The following is a 15623-nucleotide window of genomic DNA, read 5'->3' as shown; positions in this document are numbered from 1 at the left end:
AATTTTTTCGCGGCCTCGCCCCGGAACGCCGAAAGGCGCCGCGACCAGGGAAGATCCTGGTCACAGCGCCTCAAGAACGGCCTCGGGAGGGCTACTTCACGACCCTCACCACCTGGCTCACCTCTCCCAGGACGGTCAGCGGCGCCGTCGACGGGTACGGCAGCGCCGCCTGGGCCACCAGCGGCATCTCCCCGGGCCCGTCCGCCGGGTCCAGGGAGATCCGGTACGTCACCTTCCGACTCTCGCCCGGCGCCAGCGAGAACCAGGCCGCCTTGTTCACCATCGCGTAGTCCATGCCGCCCCCGACCGAGAGCGGAATCTGGACCCAGGAGCCTCCGTCCTGGCGCTCCAGCTTGCCCGCGTTGATCGGGAGGACATCGCCCGGGGTCCCCTGGTAATCCTTGGTGTACACCAGCGGCTGGACCTGCGCGTAGGCCTTCTGGCCGGTGTTCCGGTACGTCACCGTGAACGTCACCGGAGTGCCGTTCGTGGACACCTGCTGCCCGGCGCCGAGACCGCTGGCGTCGATCGCGACGGCGATGTCCTTGCTGGTCGCCGCGGTCGGGGTGGACGTGGGGCTCGGCGCCTTGTGGCCGCTCACGTCCAGGCTGTTGACGATCGTCGTCAGGCCCGCCTGGTAGTCCTCCTTGAGCCCGTTCGCCACGACGAAGACCTGGTCCGAACTCATGCCCCACAGCTGGGCCGTGAAGGTGTCGCCGGCATTGCAGCCGACGTTCCACTGCGTCTTGTCGATCGTCTTCCCCGCCACGGTGGGCTTGGTCCGCACCGGCGCGCCGACCGAGGAGTAGCCGTTGACCGGGAAGTAGGGCCGCCCCCAGATGGGGCAGTTCGGCTGGTGGCCCCAGCCGCCGTCGGAGGCCAGGTCGGCTGTCGTGGGCCAGGCGCCGCTCTCGAGGTCGTCCGGGCTGTTGTAGACCACCACCAGGACGCCGTACGGCTCGCACCTCGCCGGCTCCCAGTTCTGCTGCGGGTCCGTGGGGGCGCCCGGGCTCAGGACGCAGACCCGGTCGGGCGAGACCGGTACGGCCTTCCAGCCGGCCGGGACCTTGAACTTGACTCCCCGGAGGGTGTACGAGCTCGCCGAGCCGGTCGCCGGGGGAGCGGAGGGCGGGGTGGCGTCCGCGAGCGGGACGTCCGTCTCCGCGTCACCGGTCGGGGTGCCGGTGTCGGTGGGGGTGGCCGTCGGGCTCGGGGTGTCCGTCGGGGTCGGGGTGGCCGTCGGGCTCGGGGAGGTGGTGATGCTGGCGGCCGGGGGCGGGGGGACGTCCTGCTTGGCGACCGGGTCGCCGTGGATGGCGAGCACGCCGATGGCCAGGGACGCGGCCAGGGCGAGGATCGGCGCGGTGGTCAGGTACACCGGGCGGAGCCTGCGGATCCGGCCCTTCGGGGGTGCGGCCGGGCGCAGGTCGTGGGCGTTGACCATGGAGACCCGGGCGTTCATCGCCTCGCGGAGCAGCCGTTCCATCGGGGTCTCGGCCGGCCCGTCGCCGTCACCGCCGCCCGGGCGGGGGAACTTGTCGGTCATCGAACCTTCTCCAGGTGCTTTTCCAAGGCGTCCAGGGCCCGGCTGGCGGTGGACTTCACGGCACCCCGGGAGAGTCCCAGGGTCTCGGCTATCTGCGCCTCCGACATGTCGGACCAGTAGCGCAGCACCAGCACCTCACGCTGGCGGGGGGTCAACTCCTGCAGGGCGACGAGGACTCGCCGGTGCTCGTCGTTGAGCACCGCGTGGTCCTCGGCGGAGGGCGCGTCGGCCTCGTGCGGGGGCACGTACTCCCGGGCGGTCTTGCGGCGGCGCAGCATCGAGCGGGCGCCGTTGACCACCGAGGTCCGCAGGTATCCGAGGGCGTTGTCGAGGTCGTCCAGGTTCTCGCCATGGCGCTGGTAGAGCTGGGTGAAAGCTTCCTGCACGACGTCCTCGGCCAGGTCCTGGTGGTCCACCAGGAGCACGGCCATCCGCACCAGGCCCAGCCGGTGGGCGTGGTACAGGTCGGTCAGGGTGGGCCGCTCCTCCGCGGGCTTGCGCCCGCCGCGCAGCAGCCGGAAGCCGGAACGGCGCTGTGCCGCCTGCCGGTCGGAGCCGAGGTCGGCGGTCGGCGCGCCGGCCTCCTGGGCCTCCTGCGCGCCGAACAGCGCGGCGACCACGCCGCGGACGGAGAAGCCGCGCCGCCCCGCCGGCACGGCGATCGGCCCGATGGCCATGGACATGTACGGTCTGCTTTCCCCCGGGACGGTGACGGCGTTCGCCGGACCGTCAGGTCACCTGATCAAGATCGTGATCGGGGAGATCCTCGCAGCCACCCTCGGCCCGGTTCTCTCCACCCCCGTAGCAATGGACGTGTGACGGGCGTAGAGGTTGCAGGGGGATTCGCGAAAAGTTTCGAGGTGGCCGCGACGGCTACACTCACCGGGATTCCGCCACCCGTGAGCAGGGGGTTCGCATGGCCGAGCAGCACGCCGGGCAGCACGTCGAGAGCACGACCGGCGCGGGCACCGGCGCGGACGTCCGGTCGCGCCCGGTGGCTGTCGTCATCGGCCGTCGCCCGGAGCCCGTGCACGATGTCGCGGTGTACGCCTTCGAGGGCATGGCGCCGTTCGAACTCGGCGTGGTGGTCGAGGTGTTCGGGCTGGCGCGGCCGGAGCTGAGCGGCCTGCTGGCCGCGCCCTGGTACGGGCTGAAGGTGTGCGCCGACCGGCCCGGGACGGAGCTGGACGCGGTGGGCGGCTTCGCGCTGACCGCCAAGTACGGGCTGGACGACCTGGCGGCCGCCGACACCGTGGTGGTCCCGGGGGTGCGCAACGCCTTCAGCGGCGAAGTGTCCCCCGAACTGGTCGAGGCGCTGCGGACGGCGCACGAGCGCGGCGCCCGGATCGTGTCGATCTGCTCGGGCGCCTTCGCGCTGGCCGCCGCCGGGCTGCTGGACGGCCGGGAGGCCACCACCCACTGGCGGTACGCCGAACTGCTCCAGCAGCGCTACCCGAAGGTGCTGGTCAACCCGGACGTGCTGTACGTGGACAACGGTGACGTGCTCACCAGCGCGGGCAGCGCGGCGGGGATCGACCTGTGCCTGCACCTGGTCCGGCGGGACCACGGCGCCAAGGTGGCCAACACCGTGGCCCGGCGCTTCGTGGTGGCACCGCACCGGGACGGCGGGCAGGCGCAGTTCATCGAGGCCGCCGTCCGGCCGGTCGAGGAGGAGGACGACGGGATCGCCCGCAGCATGCAGTGGGCGCTGGACCACCTGGCCGACCCGCTGACCGTCTCGGTGCTGGCCCGGGCGGCCCGGATGTCGGACCGCTCGTACCTGCGGCACTTCACCGCGCGCAACGGCACCAGCCCGATGCGCTGGGTCGTCACCCAGCGCATCGCGGCCAGTCTGTCGTTGCTGGAGTCCCCGGACGGGACGGTGGAGGAGATCGCCGCGGCGGTCGGCTTCGAGAGCGCGGCGACCTTCCGCCACCACTTCGGTCGGGTGATGCGCACCTCGCCGACCGCCTACCGGCGCTCCTTCGGGCGCGGGGTGGCGTAGCCACCGGCTCCCCCAGCACCGGCGGCCCCCCGTGGCCGCCGATTCCCCCCGTGACGGCGGTTACGCCTTCTCGCTCCGGTCCGCGTTGGCGAGGATGGCGTCGTGCAGCCACTGCGCCAGGCCGGGGGCGAGGTCCTCGTAGGTGGTGGTCCAGCGCGGGTCCGAGACGTACAGGCCCGCCAGACCGCGGTGGATGGTGAACGTGCAGTCGTAGAAGTTCCGGCAGATGTGCTGCCGGTGGGCCTCGGCGAGGTCCATGGCCGCGGTGCCGTCGGCGGGCTCACCGGCGGTGACCGCCTCCGCCAGGCGGCTGTTGAGCTCGGTCATCTCGTTCTGGATGCGCTGCCAGTCGGCCTTGGTGTAGCCGCCGGTGCGGCGCTGGGACTCGGCCCAGGCCTCGGTGTCGCCCCAGCGCTGCTCGGCCTCCTGCTCCCACTCCTCGCGGTAGCCCTCACCGAAGATCTCGAACTTCTCCTCCGGGGTCAGCTGAATGCCCATCCTGCGTGCCTCCATGGCGTGTTCGACGGCGGTGGCGAGCTCCTGGAGGTGCCTGATCCGGTCGGTGAGCAGTCGGTGCTGCCGCCGGAGGTGTTCGCTCGGGCTGACCGAGTCGTCGTCCAGGATCGCCGCGATCTCCTCCAGTGGGAATCCGAGCTCGCGGTAGAACAGGATCTGCTGCAGCCGGTCGAGGTCGGCGTCCACGTACCGGCGGTAGCCGGTACGTGTGCGGCCCGCGGGGGACAGCAGTCCGATCTCGTCGTAGTGGTGCAGGGTGCGGACGGTGACCTTGGCGATCTTCGCCACGGCGCCGACCGAGTAGCCCTGGTCCTCGTTCATCCGGGTTCCCTCCCTGGTGCTGACCACAACCCTCCGCTCTCACGTCGCGTGAGGGTCAAGCCGTCGCCGCGGAGGGTCTCAGGTGCCCGCGCCGACCAGCACCCGCTCGCGCCGCCGGGCGGTGCGGCGGCGTCCGTCGCCGCCCTGGGCCGGGGGGCGGGGTCGCCGGGTCTGTTGGGTGGGCCAGAACAGCACGTACCCGGCGGAGACCACCACGAAGGCGAGCCGGACGAAGCCGCGGGCCGAGTCGGACGGGAGGAACAGCGTGCCGCCGTACAGCGCGGCCAGCGCGATCCAGCTCCACCACGGGACCAGCCGCTTCTGCCCGACCGCGTCCCAGAGCAGGGTGCCGAGCAGGATCGAGGCCGTGTAGTACGTGTAGACGCTCGGGTCGAGCAGGATCCGGGCGTCCGCGCCGAGCAGCACCACGGCCGGCCAGCGGCCGCGCCAGACGGCGACGCAGCCGAGGCCGATGCCGAGCGCGAACTGGGTCGGGCGGTCCCACCAGGGGGTGGAGGGGTCGGTGACCCCGAACCACCGCAGCGCGGAGGCGGGCTGGTTCGGGATGGTGAACTTGGCGGCCGCGAGGGTGTCCAGGTTGCCCAGGTAGAACGGCAGCCAGGCGACCGCCACCAGGACGCCGCACCAGATCACGGTGCGCAGCCAGGCGGGCCGGGGCAGGGCCAGGATCAGCGGGGCGAAGGCTATCGCCCAGGGCTTGGAGTCCACCGCCAGGGCCAGGAAGATCGCGACCTGGGTGGGCTTGCCGCGGGCCAGGGCGTGCGCGGCGAGGGTGGTGAAGAACAGCGCGAGGACGTCGTCCAGGTGCGCGAAGCGGACCGAGACCTCGACCCACATCGGGATGAACGCCAGTCCGGCGATCAGCAGGCGCTGCTGGAGCCGGCGGTGGTTGGTGCCGGTGCCCAGGTAGTACAGGGCGGCGGTGCGGCCGATCAGGACCAGCATCACCAGGCCGAGCCCGGCGCTCACCGCCTCGGCGACCAGCTGGCCGATGTGCGGTGAGAACGGGGCGGTGAGCCGGGCGGCGGCCAGGCTGACCGGGCCGATCTGCAGCTCGGGGTGGTGGGCGTAGAGCGAGAGGCCGCCGTCGGCCTGGTGGCTGAAGAGCAGCTGCTCGCCCTGGCGCAGGTAGTGCCAGGAGAACCCGCCGCTGGGCTCGACCAGGAAGAACCAGAGGATCGTCCAGGCGGCCAGCAGGACATGGTGCCTGCGGAGCGGAAGCCCCGCGATCCGCCCGGCCGCGGCTTCGTAGTCGGTGGTGGTCTGTGCCGTACGTACTACCCGCACCTGTCCCTCTCCCCGCCGTTCCGCCCCCCTCCGGCCGGACATCCTATGTGACGGAGAAGTACCGTCCGTGCCGCCCGGGTGTCCGTACGAACGGACGGCCGGGCGACACGGCGGTACTCACGGAGCTCCCCCCTGGGTCAGCTCTGCTGGCCCGACTTGCGACGACGCAGCACCACGAGGGTGCCGACACCGGCGACCAGGACGGCGCCGCCGGTGGCCGCGATCGCGGTGGTGTGATCACCGCCACCGGTGGTGGCGAGGGACTTGTCCGCGTTGGCGGCGGCGGTCTTGGCCTTGGTGACACCGCTCGGGGTGATCTTCGGCGGGGTGACGGTCGGGTTCTGCACCGGGAAGTCGATCGGCTGCGGGGCGTCGGTGCTGCTGTCGCCGGACGGCACCGGGGCGCCGGTCGCACCGGAGTCGGACGGCGAGGCGGACGGCGAACCGGTGCCGGTGGCCGGGGTGGTCGGCGCCGTGGTCGGCGTCGTCGGCTCGGCGGTGGGCTTCGTCGGCTCGGTGGTGGGGGTCGCGGTGGCCGTCGCGGTGGCCGTCGCGGTGGCGGTGGCCGTGCCGGTCGGCGACGCGCTGGAGGTCGGCGTGTGGCTGGCCGTGGGCGAGCTGCTCGCGGTCGGGCTCGGCTTGCCGGTCTTGGTCGGGGTGGGGGTCGGGGTGGGCTTGCCGCCGCCGGCCTTGATGGTGAAGCCGGCGCCCTTGATCCCGTCACAGCTGAAGCCGCCGTGGTCGTTCTCGTCGTTGGCGTCGGCGGAGTAGACCACCGGCACGACACCGGCCTTGCCCAGCGGGGTGTCCTTGGTGAAGGAGGCGCGGACCTTGATGTCGACGCTCTTGCCCTGGGCGAGGTAGAGCAGGGCACCGTCGGCGGCGTCGCCTTCGGCGGTCACGTCGCCGAGGAACATCAGCACGGCGCTGTCGTCGCCGTCGCCGCCACCGGGGGCGATGACGGCGGTCTTCCAGGTGCCGCCGCCGGGCAGCGAGGCCGGCAGCTGGTACTCGAGCTTGAGGTCCTTCGCCTTGAGCGTGCCCGCCTTGTTCTTGAACTTCAGCAGCGGGAAGGCGACGAAGTCGGTCTTCGTCGAGTTGTCGATCCGGTAGGTGAACTCGCGGGCGTCACCACCGGCGATGAAGGTGCCGGGAACGCCGTGCACCGAGAGGTCGAGGGCCTGGTGGCTCGCCTTCTCGGCCTGGGCCGCGGCGGACGGGGTGCCGGTGACACCGACGGCCATGGCGCCCTGGGCGCCGGCCAGCACGAGCGAGGACGCGAGCGCGGCGGCGCCGGCAAGGGCAAGACTGCGACGTATGGACAAGGAGACCTCACGGAAGTGTCCGGGCGAGGCCCGGGCGCGAGGGGGCGGCCGCAGACGCCGCGAACCCCCCGCGAAGCTGAAAGTCCGACGGAGAGTACCGAACGATCCAGCCACTCCGGAAGGCAGGTGCCGTGCTGTGGCCCGCACCCGGCCCCGGAGCGCCCGAATCATCCAACTTCATCCGTCCGTAAGGCTTTTGCGCTTCGCCGGGAGATGACCGCAGAGTGACGGGTACACGTCCGGACGACGGTACCGCACGGGCCGGGATGGCGTGAATGCGTCACTCCGCGGGAGGCCGGGGAGCCTCAGTCCGCGAAGAAGGACTTGGCCGCGATCAGCGCCCGCTCGTCGCGCAGGACGTCCCCCGGGCGGGTGCCGTTGCCGAGCAGCGCGCCGCCCCAGCGCATCCCCATGTACTCGGCGGTCAGCCGGAGCGTGCCGATGAGCGGCTCGGCCTTGTCGTCCCCGGTGGCGAGGGCGGTGACGCCCCAGACGGTGCCGCCGCGGAGCGCGGCGCGGAAGTCCAGGCCGGGCACCCGGAACCAGGCCGACCAGTAGTCGAGGTAGAGCTTGGCGGTGGTCGGCAGCGAGTACCAGTACAGCGGCGCGACGAAGACCAGGTCGGTGGCTTCGAGAGTGGCCTCCAGCAGGGTCCGCTCGTGCCCGACCGGCTCGGGGTAGCGGCCGTCACCGGTGTGCCGCAGGTCCTGGAAGGGCGGCAGCGGGTGGTCGGCGAGCCGCAGCCAGCGCTGCTCCGCGCCGGCCGGCAGGCTCGACTCGGCGGCCAGCCGGGCGAGTCGCTCGGAGTTGCCGCCGACGCGCGCGCTCGCATCGAGGAACAGGAAACGGCGTGGCGCCTGGGCGCCGGACGGCCGGTCGGACATCGGACACTCCCCCGGTCGGGTGCTGCGGACGGAGGTGCGAGCACCCGTCGCGCGCCGGTTATTCCGCGCCCGCGCCCCGGAGAACCGCAGGTGGGTCAGCCCGGCAGCCCGTCGCCCGTCAGTCCGGCAGCCCGGCCCGGCGACGGGCGACCTCGGCGACGGCGGCCCAGTCCTTGTCCCCGTCGCCGTGGGCCAGCGCGTCCAGGAAGGCGTCCCGCAGGATGCCGCCGAACGGCAGCGGGACGTTGCGCTCGGCCCCGGCCGCGAGGGCGAGGCCGACGTCCTTGAGTCCGAGCGGCAGCCGGAACCCGGCCGGCTCGTAGCGGCGTTCCGCGACCATGGAGCCGTAGCCGGAGTAGACCGGCCCCGGGAAGAGCGTGCCGGTGAGCATCTCGACCAGGTCGGTGGGCCGCACCCCGTGGGCCTCGGCGAGGCTGCACGCCTCGGCCATCGACTCGATCGCGCAGGCCAGCAGGAAGTTGGTGCTGATCTTGGCGGTGTTGGCCTGTCGGGGGCTGTCGCCGAACCGCCAGGTCCGCTCGCCCATCGCGGCGAACAGCGGCTCGGCCCGCTCCAGCAGCTCCGGCGCGCCCGCGGCCAGGATGTTGAGCCGGCCCGCCGCCGCGACCGGGGGCCGGCCGAGGACCGGCGCGGCGACGTAGCCGATGCCGTGCTCGGCGTGCAGCGCCTCGGCGCGCTCGGCGAGCGCCAGCGAGACGGTGGCCATGTTGACGTGCAGGGTCGCGCCCGCGCCCGCCAGCAGCCCGGGGTCGAGCAGCAGCCACTCGAACGCCTCGTCGTTGGCCAGCATGGAGACCACCGTGTCGGCGGCGAAGACCTCGGCGACCGTGCCGGCCGCCTCCGCGCCCTGGGCCACCAGGGCGGCCACCGGCGCGGGCGAACGGTTCCAGACCCGTACCGCGTGGCCGGCCCGCAGCAGGCTGCCGGCCATGCCCTGCCCCATCGCGCCAAGCCCCACGAAACCGACCGTCGTCGTCCCGGTCATCCGCGCACTCCCGTCGCCGTAGCCGTATCCGTAGCCGTCCGTTCGTGGCCGACTGTACGTCAGGGCGGCCCGGTGCCGGGGTGGCTCGGCTTCCGAGTCGTCGGGCGCCGGGGTGGTCAGGCGCCGAGGTGGTCAGGCGCAGACGCGCGCACGCCGGTGGCTGCGGTTCGCGGCGGCCCCGCGCTCCAGCTCGGCCACCACCCGGTGGCGCAGCAACTCGTACTGGGCCTGGAGCCGGCCGGGGCGGCCCGGACGGGCGACCGGGCGGCCGGGGCCGACCAGCTCGTCCGGCCCGAACTGCTCGCGGGTGAGGTCGATCTCGAAGCCGGTGGCGAAGCGGTTCCACCAGTGGAGGTCCGTCCGGACCCCGTCGACGCGCACCTCGCCCATCATCAGCTCGCCGCCGAGCAGGTCGTTCACCACCAGCGACGTCACCCCGCACTGGCCGCGGGCGGGATTGTCAGGACGCCAGTGGGCCAGGTCCTCGGGCGCACAGGTGTCGACACCCCAGGAGGAGCGGATCGCACGTTCGATGTCGTTGAGGGTCCACGCCGTCATACCGGGAAGCCTGCCACGCGGCACTGACAACGACACCGGCTTTTCGAAGGGTCATCGCCTGTTCTGCGACGACCCTCCCGGTGTTCACCCGAACGAGGACACCGCGGCGCTCAGCCCGGAACGCGGGTCCGGCCGGTCGGCCACGGGGGTGGGCCGACCGGCCGGGTGCGTCACTTCGCCAGGGCGGCGACGCCTGCCCGCGCGAACTGCTCGTCCAGGTCGCCGCTGGGCGCGCCCGCGACACCGATGCCGGCGACCGGAGCGCCCTCGGCCTGCACCGGCGCACCACCGGCCAGGAACAGCGTGCCCGGGATGTCCTTCAGGTTGGGGGCCTGGGCGAGGCGCTTGGCCAGCTCCGAGGTCGGGGCGTTCCAGGAGACCGCCGTGAAGGCCTTGCGCTCGGCCGACTCCGGGGCCTGCGGGCCGGCGCCGTCGCCCTTGAGCAGGACCCGGGTGACGCCGTCGCGGTCGACCACGGCGACCGAGACGTGCTGGCCGGCCTTGGTGGCCGCGTCCAGGGCGGCCTGGGCGGCGCGGGTGGCGGCGTCGATGGTCAGGCCGGTGCTCTGGGCCAGGTTCTTGTTCTGGGTGTCGACCTTGACGGCGGCCGGCGCGGCCGGGGTCTCGGTGGTCTCGGCGCTGGCCGAGACGGCGCCCACACCGGCGGCGGCGAGCGCGGCGACGGCGACGGTGCCGGTCAGCACCCGGGTGCGCACGGAGGTCTTCTTCATGGTCCAGCTCCTCAACGGATCTGCGGGGTCCGCGGCCCGCACGGCGGATCGGGCGGCGGCGGATTCGGGGCCGGGCGGCGGGGGGACCGCCCGGCTCTGCTTCGATCCTCCGGCCGGATCCGGGCGCGCGGCATCGACGTTCCGGCGCGACCGTCCGGGCATGATGGGGGACGGTGCCGTCAGCCGATCGGCTGATGCGGGGCCGGGCCGGACGGGTCACCATCGAGGGATCGGCGCAGGCCAGTGCGCTGAGCGCTGGCACCTCGCACCGTGTGCCGCGCGCCGCGTACCGCGTACCGCGTACCGCGTACCGCCAGGAGCCACCCGTGCAGCTGCCCCGCCCGTCCACCGGCCGGTCCGCCCGCCGGTCCGCCCGCCGGTCCGTCGGCGGCCGCGACGCCGGGGACCCGGACGCGGGCCGGCTGGCGCTGCTGCTGGACTCCGCGTTCCTGCTGCTGCTCGCCGCCTCGCTCAGCCGCTACCTCACCCACCACGCCGGGAGCCCCTGGATCCCCTGGGTGATCGGGCTGAGCTCCGCCCTGGCCGTCGCCCGGCCGGCCGCCTCCTGGTTGGACCACCGCCGCCCGCCCGCGCCCGGCCGGCCGCGCCGGTGGCCGTTGGCCCTGGTGGTCGCGCTCTGGGTGGTGTTGGTGCTGCTCGCCCCGAGCTTCGCCTGGTGCGCCGTCCCGCTGATCTACACCGCTCTGCGGGCGCTGCCCGCGAAGGCGGCGATCCCGCTGGTGGCGGCGCTGACGCTGCTGGTGGTGATCGCCGAGGTCCGGCTGCCCGGCGGGACGGACGCCACCCTCGTCCTGCTGCCGCCCGCGGTGGCCGCGCTGGCCACCGGGGTCTTCCTGTTCATGGCCCGGCAGGCCGCCCGGCAGCGGGCGCTGATCGCCGACCTGGTCCGCACCCGGCGCGAACTCGCCGCCACCGAACGGCGGGAGGGCACCCTCGCCGAACGCGAGCGGCTGGCGATGGAGATCCACGACACCGTGGCACAGGGCCTGTCCAGCCAGCGGATGCTGCTGCAGGCCGCCGAGCGCACCTGGGACACCGATCCGGCGACCGCCCGTACCCACGTCCGGACCGCCGCCGAGGTGGCCTCCCGGAACCTGGCCGAGGCCCGCCGCTTCGTCCACGACCTCGCCCCGGCCGAGCTGGCCGACGGCGCCACCCTGGACCGGGCGCTGCGGGCGCTGGCCGAGCGGGAGTCCGCCGAGAGCGGGCTGCCGGTCCGCTTCCACCTGGACGGCACGCCCGTACCGCTGCCCGCCGCCACGCAGTCCGCGCTGCTGCGGATCGCCCAGGGCGCGCTGGCCAACGTCCGCGAGCACGCAGGGGCCTCGGCGGCGGCGATCACCCTGTCGTTCCTGGGCGACCAGGCGGTGCTGGACATCGCCGACGACGGACGGGGCTTCGCCCCGGACGCGGCCGGTTCCGGCGGCGGGCGCGGGTACGGCCTGCCGGCCATGCGGGCCCGGCTGCGGCAGCTGGGTGGCAGGCTGACCGTGGAGAGCACCCCCGGCGAGGGAACCGTCGTCTCCGCCGCGATCCCCCTGGAGCACCGATGAACACGACCCCTGTCCGGCTGCTGGTCTGCGACGACCACGCGGTGGTACGGGCCGGCCTGCTGGCGCTGCTCGCCAGCGCGGGCGACATCGAGGTGGTCGGCGAGGCGAGCACCGGGGAGGAGGCGGTCGCGCTGGCCGCCAAGCTGGCGCCGCAGGTGGTGCTGATGGACCTCCAGCTCGGCGACGGCATCGACGGCGTGGAGGCCACCCGGCGGATCACCGCCGCCCCGGGCGGGCCGCACGTCCTGGTGCTCACCACCTACGACACCGACGCCGACATCACCCGGGCGATCGCCGCGGGCGCCACCGGCTACCTGCTGAAGGCCGAACGGCCGGAGGAGCTGTTCGCCGCCGTCCACGCGGCCGCCCAGGGCCGGACGGTGCTCTCGCCACCGGTCGCCTCCCGGGTGGTGGCGCAGATGCGGGCGCCCGCGCCGCAGCTCACCGAGCGCGAGCAGGACATCCTGGAACAGCTGGCGCAGGGCCTGGGCAACCGGGAGATCGCGCGGGCGCTGTTCATCAGCGAGGCGACGGTGAAGACCCATCTGGGCCGGATCTACGACAAGTTGGGCGTGGAAACCCGGGCCGGAGCGGTGGCGGTGGCCAAGGAGCGCCGGCTGCTGCGCTGAGCCGGCCGCACGGCCAGGAGGGTCGGTGGCTGCGCTGGGCACTCGCACGGTGTCACTGTGTGCTGCCATGATGCTCGGAATGTCGGATTCCAGGCGCCGCACCCCACCCGCCGGGCCGGTCCCGGGCGCGCGCCCGGCTGCCGTACGCCGCCCTGACCGGCACACAACTGCCTGGTGGGACGCCCGTCGGAGCAACCAGAACCCGTCCTCACGATTGTGGATTTTTCGTGGATCTCACTATTGACAAACCAACCACGCGGTTTGTTAGCGTGATGCCACGACGTCCCCGGAGGTGGGGGCTCGCCGGGGCCTGTGCGGACCGCTCTCGCCGGAGGGTGTTGCCAGGGGGGACGGCGGGATTGCCGGGGTGTCGGGGGGAGCGGCAGCGCCGAAGCCGCGCGACGAGGCGGCGTGGAGCGGGTCCGGGGGGACTCGCTCCACGCCTCCCCCGTGAGCCCCGCATCACATCAGCGCGCTCCAGTACGGGCAGTGCACGTCCGGCAGCGGCGCGGACCCACCGACCCCCGGCCACTCCGGGCAGGCCGTCCCGGGCGAGCTCGCGGTCAGCGCGATTTCACCGAACTCGCCGATGCTCAGCGCCAGTTGATATCCGCCCCGGGCGACGGCGGACACCCCCACCCGGTCCCGCCCGGCGTTCAGCGAGGTGATCGCCCACCCCCGCCGCCGCCAGTGCCGCTCCACCACCCCCGCCAACTCCGCCCGACGGCAAGGCGATACGACGGTGAGCAGATGCCGGCCCCGGGTGACGTACCAGTGCGCCTCCGACTCCCGGCCCGGCAGCGGCAGTCGCGCGCCCGCCCGAGGTGCCGCCGCGCGCCAGGCCGGCGCCGGCCGGACGGCGTCCACGGTTTCCCGGAGCAGCGCCTCGCAGCGTTCCGCCGCATCGAGTTGATCGGCCGTCACCTCCGGAGCCAGCGCCGGCCACCAGGCGGGCGCGGACGGGGAGCCGTCGCGAGAACCGTCCGGGCATCCGAGGTTCAGTTCGACACCACCTGACTGCACTGGGCCCTCCATACTCCTCCCGGCGTTCAACCCGGGCAGGCATTCCGTCACCCCTTGGACGGTGGCCGGGCACGGACAGTTCCGTCCCGCACCGTTCCTCCACCTCAAATTACACTGCACGGTGCAGTTGAATCACTGATCTGCACCGTGCAGTTTACTTCTCGTCGCCACCCGGGCCGGCCGGCCCGAACCGGATCGGATCGGACCAGGAGGAACCCCCGCCATGCCCACCATCACCGTCAGCACCGCCCGCACGCGGCCGGCTGGGTCGACGCCGAACAGGACGAGTGCCTGCGACTCTCCATGGCCACCTGGCCCTCCCTCGCCGACCACCCCGAGGCCTTCGGTCGCTACGCCACCCTCCCCACCAGCAGCTACGCCGAGTTCGACACGGGCCACATCGTCCTCGCCGAACAGCCCGCCGCCTTCACCATGACCGTCCGCGACTCCCTCGCCGCCGGATGACCGACGGGCTGCGGGCAACGGGCGGCGGGGCGGGGCGGGGCGGGCAGCAGAAGCGGGAGTTGGAGCACACCGCCACCCAGGTAACAAGTCCCTGATCAAAACGGCCGATAACCGCGCATGGTGATCCGAATCAAATTGACTGAACGTCAGCTTTTGGGATGAAACTGCCTTGTTAGCTTCACTGGCAAGGAGTAGACCATGCGCATACTCTTCACCGGCCCCGCCTCGGCCGGTCACCTGTTCCCGATGGTGCCGACCGCGCAGGCGCTGCGCGCCGTCGGGCACGAGGTCCTGTTCGCCTGCGGGCAGCCGCTCGACCAGCTCCGCAGCGCGGGCTTCCCGGTCGTCGAGATCGGCGACGGCCGGCACCTGCGGGAGATGTTCGAGGAGCGGCTCAACGGCAAGGTCGAGTACGTCAACCGGGACAAGTCGCAGGAAGAGATCTTCGACCTGGCGGCCGCGATCTTCGCGCACGCCTCCCGCCCCTCGGTCGACCAGCTGCTGGAGATCACCAGCGACTGGGGCGCCGACCTGCTCGTCCACGACTCCTTCCACGCCGCTCCCCCGCTGGTGGCGGCCCTGCTCAAGATCCCGTCGGTGGTCCACAACTTCGGGGTCAGCACCGGCCTCCCCATGGTCGACCTGCTCGCCTCCCACGTCACCGACCTCTACGAGCGGCACGGTCTGGCCGGGCCGACCACTGCCACCGCGCTCAACGTCGGCCCGCTCGGCGGCGACCCGGACGGCCTGCGGATGCGCTACATCCCCTACAACGGCGGCGGCCTGGTCCCGACCGAGTTCCTCCGCCCCGCCGACCGCCCGCGGGTCGTCGTCACCCTGGGCACCGTCCTCGCCGAGCTCGACGGCGTCCGGGCCGTCGTCCGCATGGTCGAGGCCGCGGCCGAGGTCGACGCGGACTTCCTGCTCGCCATCGGCGACGCCGACCTCGCCCCGCTCGGCACCCTGCCCGCCAACGTCCGCGGACTGCCCTGGATCCCGCTCAACGAACTGCTCAGCCGCGCCGACGCGCTGATCCACCACGGCGGCTCGGGCACCATGCTGACCGCCCTTCAAGCCGGCCTGCCCCAGCTGCTCCTCCCCCAGGGCGCCGACCACTACAACAACACCGAGGCCCTCACCGCCACCGGCGCCGCCCTGAGCTCCGCCTCCGAAGCCGTCGACACCCCCCTCCTCAACCGCCTCCTCACCGACCCCGCCCTCCGCACCGCCGCCCGCCGCCTCCAGGCCGACAACGCCGCCCTCCCCACCCCCGCCGCCCTCGTCCCCACCCTCGAATCCCTCACCACCGCCCACTGACCCCCACCGGCCGCGGTCGGTAACCGTCCGCATCCGGGCAAAGGAAAAGCCGCAGGTCGCTGACCTGCGGCTTTCGGTATGGAGCGGGCGACGAGAATCGAACTCGCGCTCTAAGCTTGGGAATCTTTGGGCTTCCGGGCCACAAAATCCATCCGACCTGCAGCGATACCCCTGCAGGCGGATCTTCGGACGGCCGACACCGACCGCCGCTGCCCGTCTTTCACCACCCGTTCTGGCACGGATCTGGCACGCGCCACGGCCAGCTCTCTGCCGCTGCCGCGGCCGAGACCATAGGCGTGGGGGGGGGGGCGCCCCCCCCCCCCCCCCCCCCCGGCCGGCGAAAAGAAAAGTAATTCGAGAAGGACCACCCCGCCGCGCCGCGGCATGGGGGGGGGCGGGGGCACCCCCGGGAGTT

At 73.2% G+C, this 15623-nt stretch carries 16 protein-coding genes; 6 read left to right on the top strand and 10 right to left on the bottom strand.

Annotated elements, in window-relative coordinates:
* Positions 1 to 91: 91 nt before the first annotated feature.
* Positions 92 to 1546: a hypothetical protein gene (locus ACIRYZ_RS01630; protein ID WP_402938120.1), complete on the bottom strand. Its 1455-nt coding sequence runs from the start codon at positions 1544 to 1546 to the stop codon at positions 92 to 94.
* Positions 1543 to 2229, bottom strand: a complete 687-nt coding sequence (locus tag ACIRYZ_RS01625) for an RNA polymerase sigma factor (protein ID WP_393023304.1) — start codon at positions 2227 to 2229, stop codon at positions 1543 to 1545. Before ACIRYZ_RS01625 ends, ACIRYZ_RS01630 begins: the two co-directional genes overlap by 4 nt.
* On the opposite strand from ACIRYZ_RS01625, the gene ACIRYZ_RS01620 reads away from it, so the two are divergent.
* Positions 2216 to 2365, top strand: coding sequence for a hypothetical protein (locus ACIRYZ_RS01620; RefSeq protein WP_402938117.1), 150 nt, complete (start codon positions 2216 to 2218; stop codon positions 2363 to 2365). The genes ACIRYZ_RS01625 and ACIRYZ_RS01620 overlap by 14 nt on opposite strands.
* A gap of 97 nt (positions 2366 to 2462) precedes the next feature.
* The gene (locus ACIRYZ_RS01615) at positions 2463 to 3551 is read left to right on the top strand and encodes a helix-turn-helix domain-containing protein (RefSeq protein ID WP_402938114.1); all 1089 of its coding nucleotides are present in this window, start codon (positions 2463 to 2465) and stop codon (positions 3549 to 3551) included.
* Between the two features lie 60 nt (positions 3552 to 3611).
* Here ACIRYZ_RS01615 and ACIRYZ_RS01610 read toward each other — a convergent pair whose 3' ends face one another.
* From ACIRYZ_RS01610 to ACIRYZ_RS01580, 7 genes are all read right to left on the bottom strand, one after another.
* Positions 3612 to 4388, bottom strand: a complete 777-nt coding sequence (locus tag ACIRYZ_RS01610; protein WP_402938111.1) for a MerR family transcriptional regulator — start codon at positions 4386 to 4388, stop codon at positions 3612 to 3614.
* Positions 4389 to 4466: 78 nt separating this feature from the next.
* On the bottom strand, positions 4467 to 5696 hold the full coding sequence (locus ACIRYZ_RS01605; RefSeq protein ID WP_402938108.1) for a hypothetical protein: 1230 nt from the start codon (positions 5694 to 5696) through the stop codon (positions 4467 to 4469).
* A 137-nt stretch (positions 5697 to 5833) separates the two neighbouring features.
* The gene (locus ACIRYZ_RS01600) at positions 5834 to 7021 is read right to left on the bottom strand and encodes an LPXTG cell wall anchor domain-containing protein (protein ID WP_402938106.1); all 1188 of its coding nucleotides are present in this window, start codon (positions 7019 to 7021) and stop codon (positions 5834 to 5836) included.
* Between the two features lie 305 nt (positions 7022 to 7326).
* The gene (locus ACIRYZ_RS01595; RefSeq protein WP_402938103.1) at positions 7327 to 7905 is read right to left on the bottom strand and encodes a flavodoxin family protein; all 579 of its coding nucleotides are present in this window, start codon (positions 7903 to 7905) and stop codon (positions 7327 to 7329) included.
* 118 nt (positions 7906 to 8023) lie between these two features.
* Positions 8024 to 8911, bottom strand: coding sequence for an NAD(P)-dependent oxidoreductase (locus ACIRYZ_RS01590; RefSeq protein WP_402938101.1), 888 nt, complete (start codon positions 8909 to 8911; stop codon positions 8024 to 8026).
* Positions 8912 to 9043: 132 nt separating this feature from the next.
* Complete coding sequence (locus ACIRYZ_RS01585) at positions 9044 to 9469, bottom strand: hypothetical protein (protein ID WP_402938098.1); 426 nt, start codon at positions 9467 to 9469, stop codon at positions 9044 to 9046.
* A gap of 170 nt (positions 9470 to 9639) precedes the next feature.
* Entirely contained in the window at positions 9640 to 10200 is a 561-nt protein-coding gene (locus tag ACIRYZ_RS01580) for a heme-binding protein (RefSeq protein ID WP_402938096.1), read from the bottom strand.
* 326 nt (positions 10201 to 10526) lie between these two features.
* On the opposite strand from ACIRYZ_RS01580, the gene ACIRYZ_RS01575 reads away from it, so the two are divergent.
* Both ACIRYZ_RS01575 and ACIRYZ_RS01570 read left to right on the top strand, forming a co-directional pair.
* The gene (locus ACIRYZ_RS01575; protein WP_402938094.1) at positions 10527 to 11774 is read left to right on the top strand and encodes a sensor histidine kinase; all 1248 of its coding nucleotides are present in this window, start codon (positions 10527 to 10529) and stop codon (positions 11772 to 11774) included.
* Positions 11771 to 12403 carry a response regulator gene (locus tag ACIRYZ_RS01570; RefSeq protein ID WP_402938091.1) on the top strand — a complete coding sequence of 211 codons (633 nt, stop codon included), beginning with the start codon at positions 11771 to 11773 and terminating at the stop codon, positions 12401 to 12403. The genes ACIRYZ_RS01575 and ACIRYZ_RS01570 overlap by 4 nt, the downstream gene beginning before the upstream one ends.
* A gap of 462 nt (positions 12404 to 12865) precedes the next feature.
* Here ACIRYZ_RS01570 and ACIRYZ_RS01565 read toward each other — a convergent pair whose 3' ends face one another.
* Positions 12866 to 13426, bottom strand: a complete 561-nt coding sequence (locus tag ACIRYZ_RS01565) for a hypothetical protein (protein WP_402938089.1) — start codon at positions 13424 to 13426, stop codon at positions 12866 to 12868.
* Positions 13427 to 13729: 303 nt separating this feature from the next.
* On the opposite strand from ACIRYZ_RS01565, the gene ACIRYZ_RS01560 reads away from it, so the two are divergent.
* Complete coding sequence (locus ACIRYZ_RS01560; protein ID WP_402938086.1) at positions 13730 to 13891, top strand: hypothetical protein; 162 nt, start codon at positions 13730 to 13732, stop codon at positions 13889 to 13891.
* A gap of 198 nt (positions 13892 to 14089) precedes the next feature.
* On the top strand, positions 14090 to 15208 hold the full coding sequence (locus ACIRYZ_RS01555; RefSeq protein WP_402938084.1) for a nucleotide disphospho-sugar-binding domain-containing protein: 1119 nt from the start codon (positions 14090 to 14092) through the stop codon (positions 15206 to 15208).
* Positions 15209 to 15623 lie beyond the last annotated feature (415 nt).

The organism is Kitasatospora sp. NPDC101155 (assembly GCF_044768305.1).
Lineage (GTDB): Bacteria > Actinomycetota > Actinomycetes > Streptomycetales > Streptomycetaceae > Kitasatospora.
This window is presented reverse-complemented; position numbering and strand designations above follow the sequence as displayed.

What these genes read in the sequence shown, in the direction of transcription:
- ACIRYZ_RS01630 (WP_402938120.1), bottom strand. Translation starts at nt 1,546, where the DNA reads ATGACCGACAAGTTCCCCCGCCCGGGCGGCGGTGACGGCGACGGGCCG.
- ACIRYZ_RS01620 (WP_402938117.1), top strand. Translation starts at nt 2,216, where the DNA reads ATGGCCATGGACATGTACGGTCTGCTTTCCCCCGGGACGGTGACGGCG.
- ACIRYZ_RS01625 (WP_393023304.1), bottom strand. Translation starts at nt 2,229, where the DNA reads ATGTCCATGGCCATCGGGCCGATCGCCGTGCCGGCGGGGCGGCGCGGC.
- ACIRYZ_RS01615 (WP_402938114.1), top strand. Translation starts at nt 2,463, where the DNA reads ATGGCCGAGCAGCACGCCGGGCAGCACGTCGAGAGCACGACCGGCGCG.
- ACIRYZ_RS01610 (WP_402938111.1), bottom strand. Translation starts at nt 4,388, where the DNA reads ATGAACGAGGACCAGGGCTACTCGGTCGGCGCCGTGGCGAAGATCGCC.
- ACIRYZ_RS01595 (WP_402938103.1), bottom strand. Translation starts at nt 7,905, where the DNA reads ATGTCCGACCGGCCGTCCGGCGCCCAGGCGCCACGCCGTTTCCTGTTC.
- ACIRYZ_RS01590 (WP_402938101.1), bottom strand. Translation starts at nt 8,911, where the DNA reads ATGACCGGGACGACGACGGTCGGTTTCGTGGGGCTTGGCGCGATGGGG.
- ACIRYZ_RS01585 (WP_402938098.1), bottom strand. Translation starts at nt 9,469, where the DNA reads ATGACGGCGTGGACCCTCAACGACATCGAACGTGCGATCCGCTCCTCC.
- ACIRYZ_RS01580 (WP_402938096.1), bottom strand. Translation starts at nt 10,200, where the DNA reads ATGAAGAAGACCTCCGTGCGCACCCGGGTGCTGACCGGCACCGTCGCC.
- ACIRYZ_RS01570 (WP_402938091.1), top strand. Translation starts at nt 11,771, where the DNA reads ATGAACACGACCCCTGTCCGGCTGCTGGTCTGCGACGACCACGCGGTG.
- ACIRYZ_RS01560 (WP_402938086.1), top strand. Translation starts at nt 13,730, where the DNA reads ATGGCCACCTGGCCCTCCCTCGCCGACCACCCCGAGGCCTTCGGTCGC.
- ACIRYZ_RS01555 (WP_402938084.1), top strand. Translation starts at nt 14,090, where the DNA reads ATGCGCATACTCTTCACCGGCCCCGCCTCGGCCGGTCACCTGTTCCCG.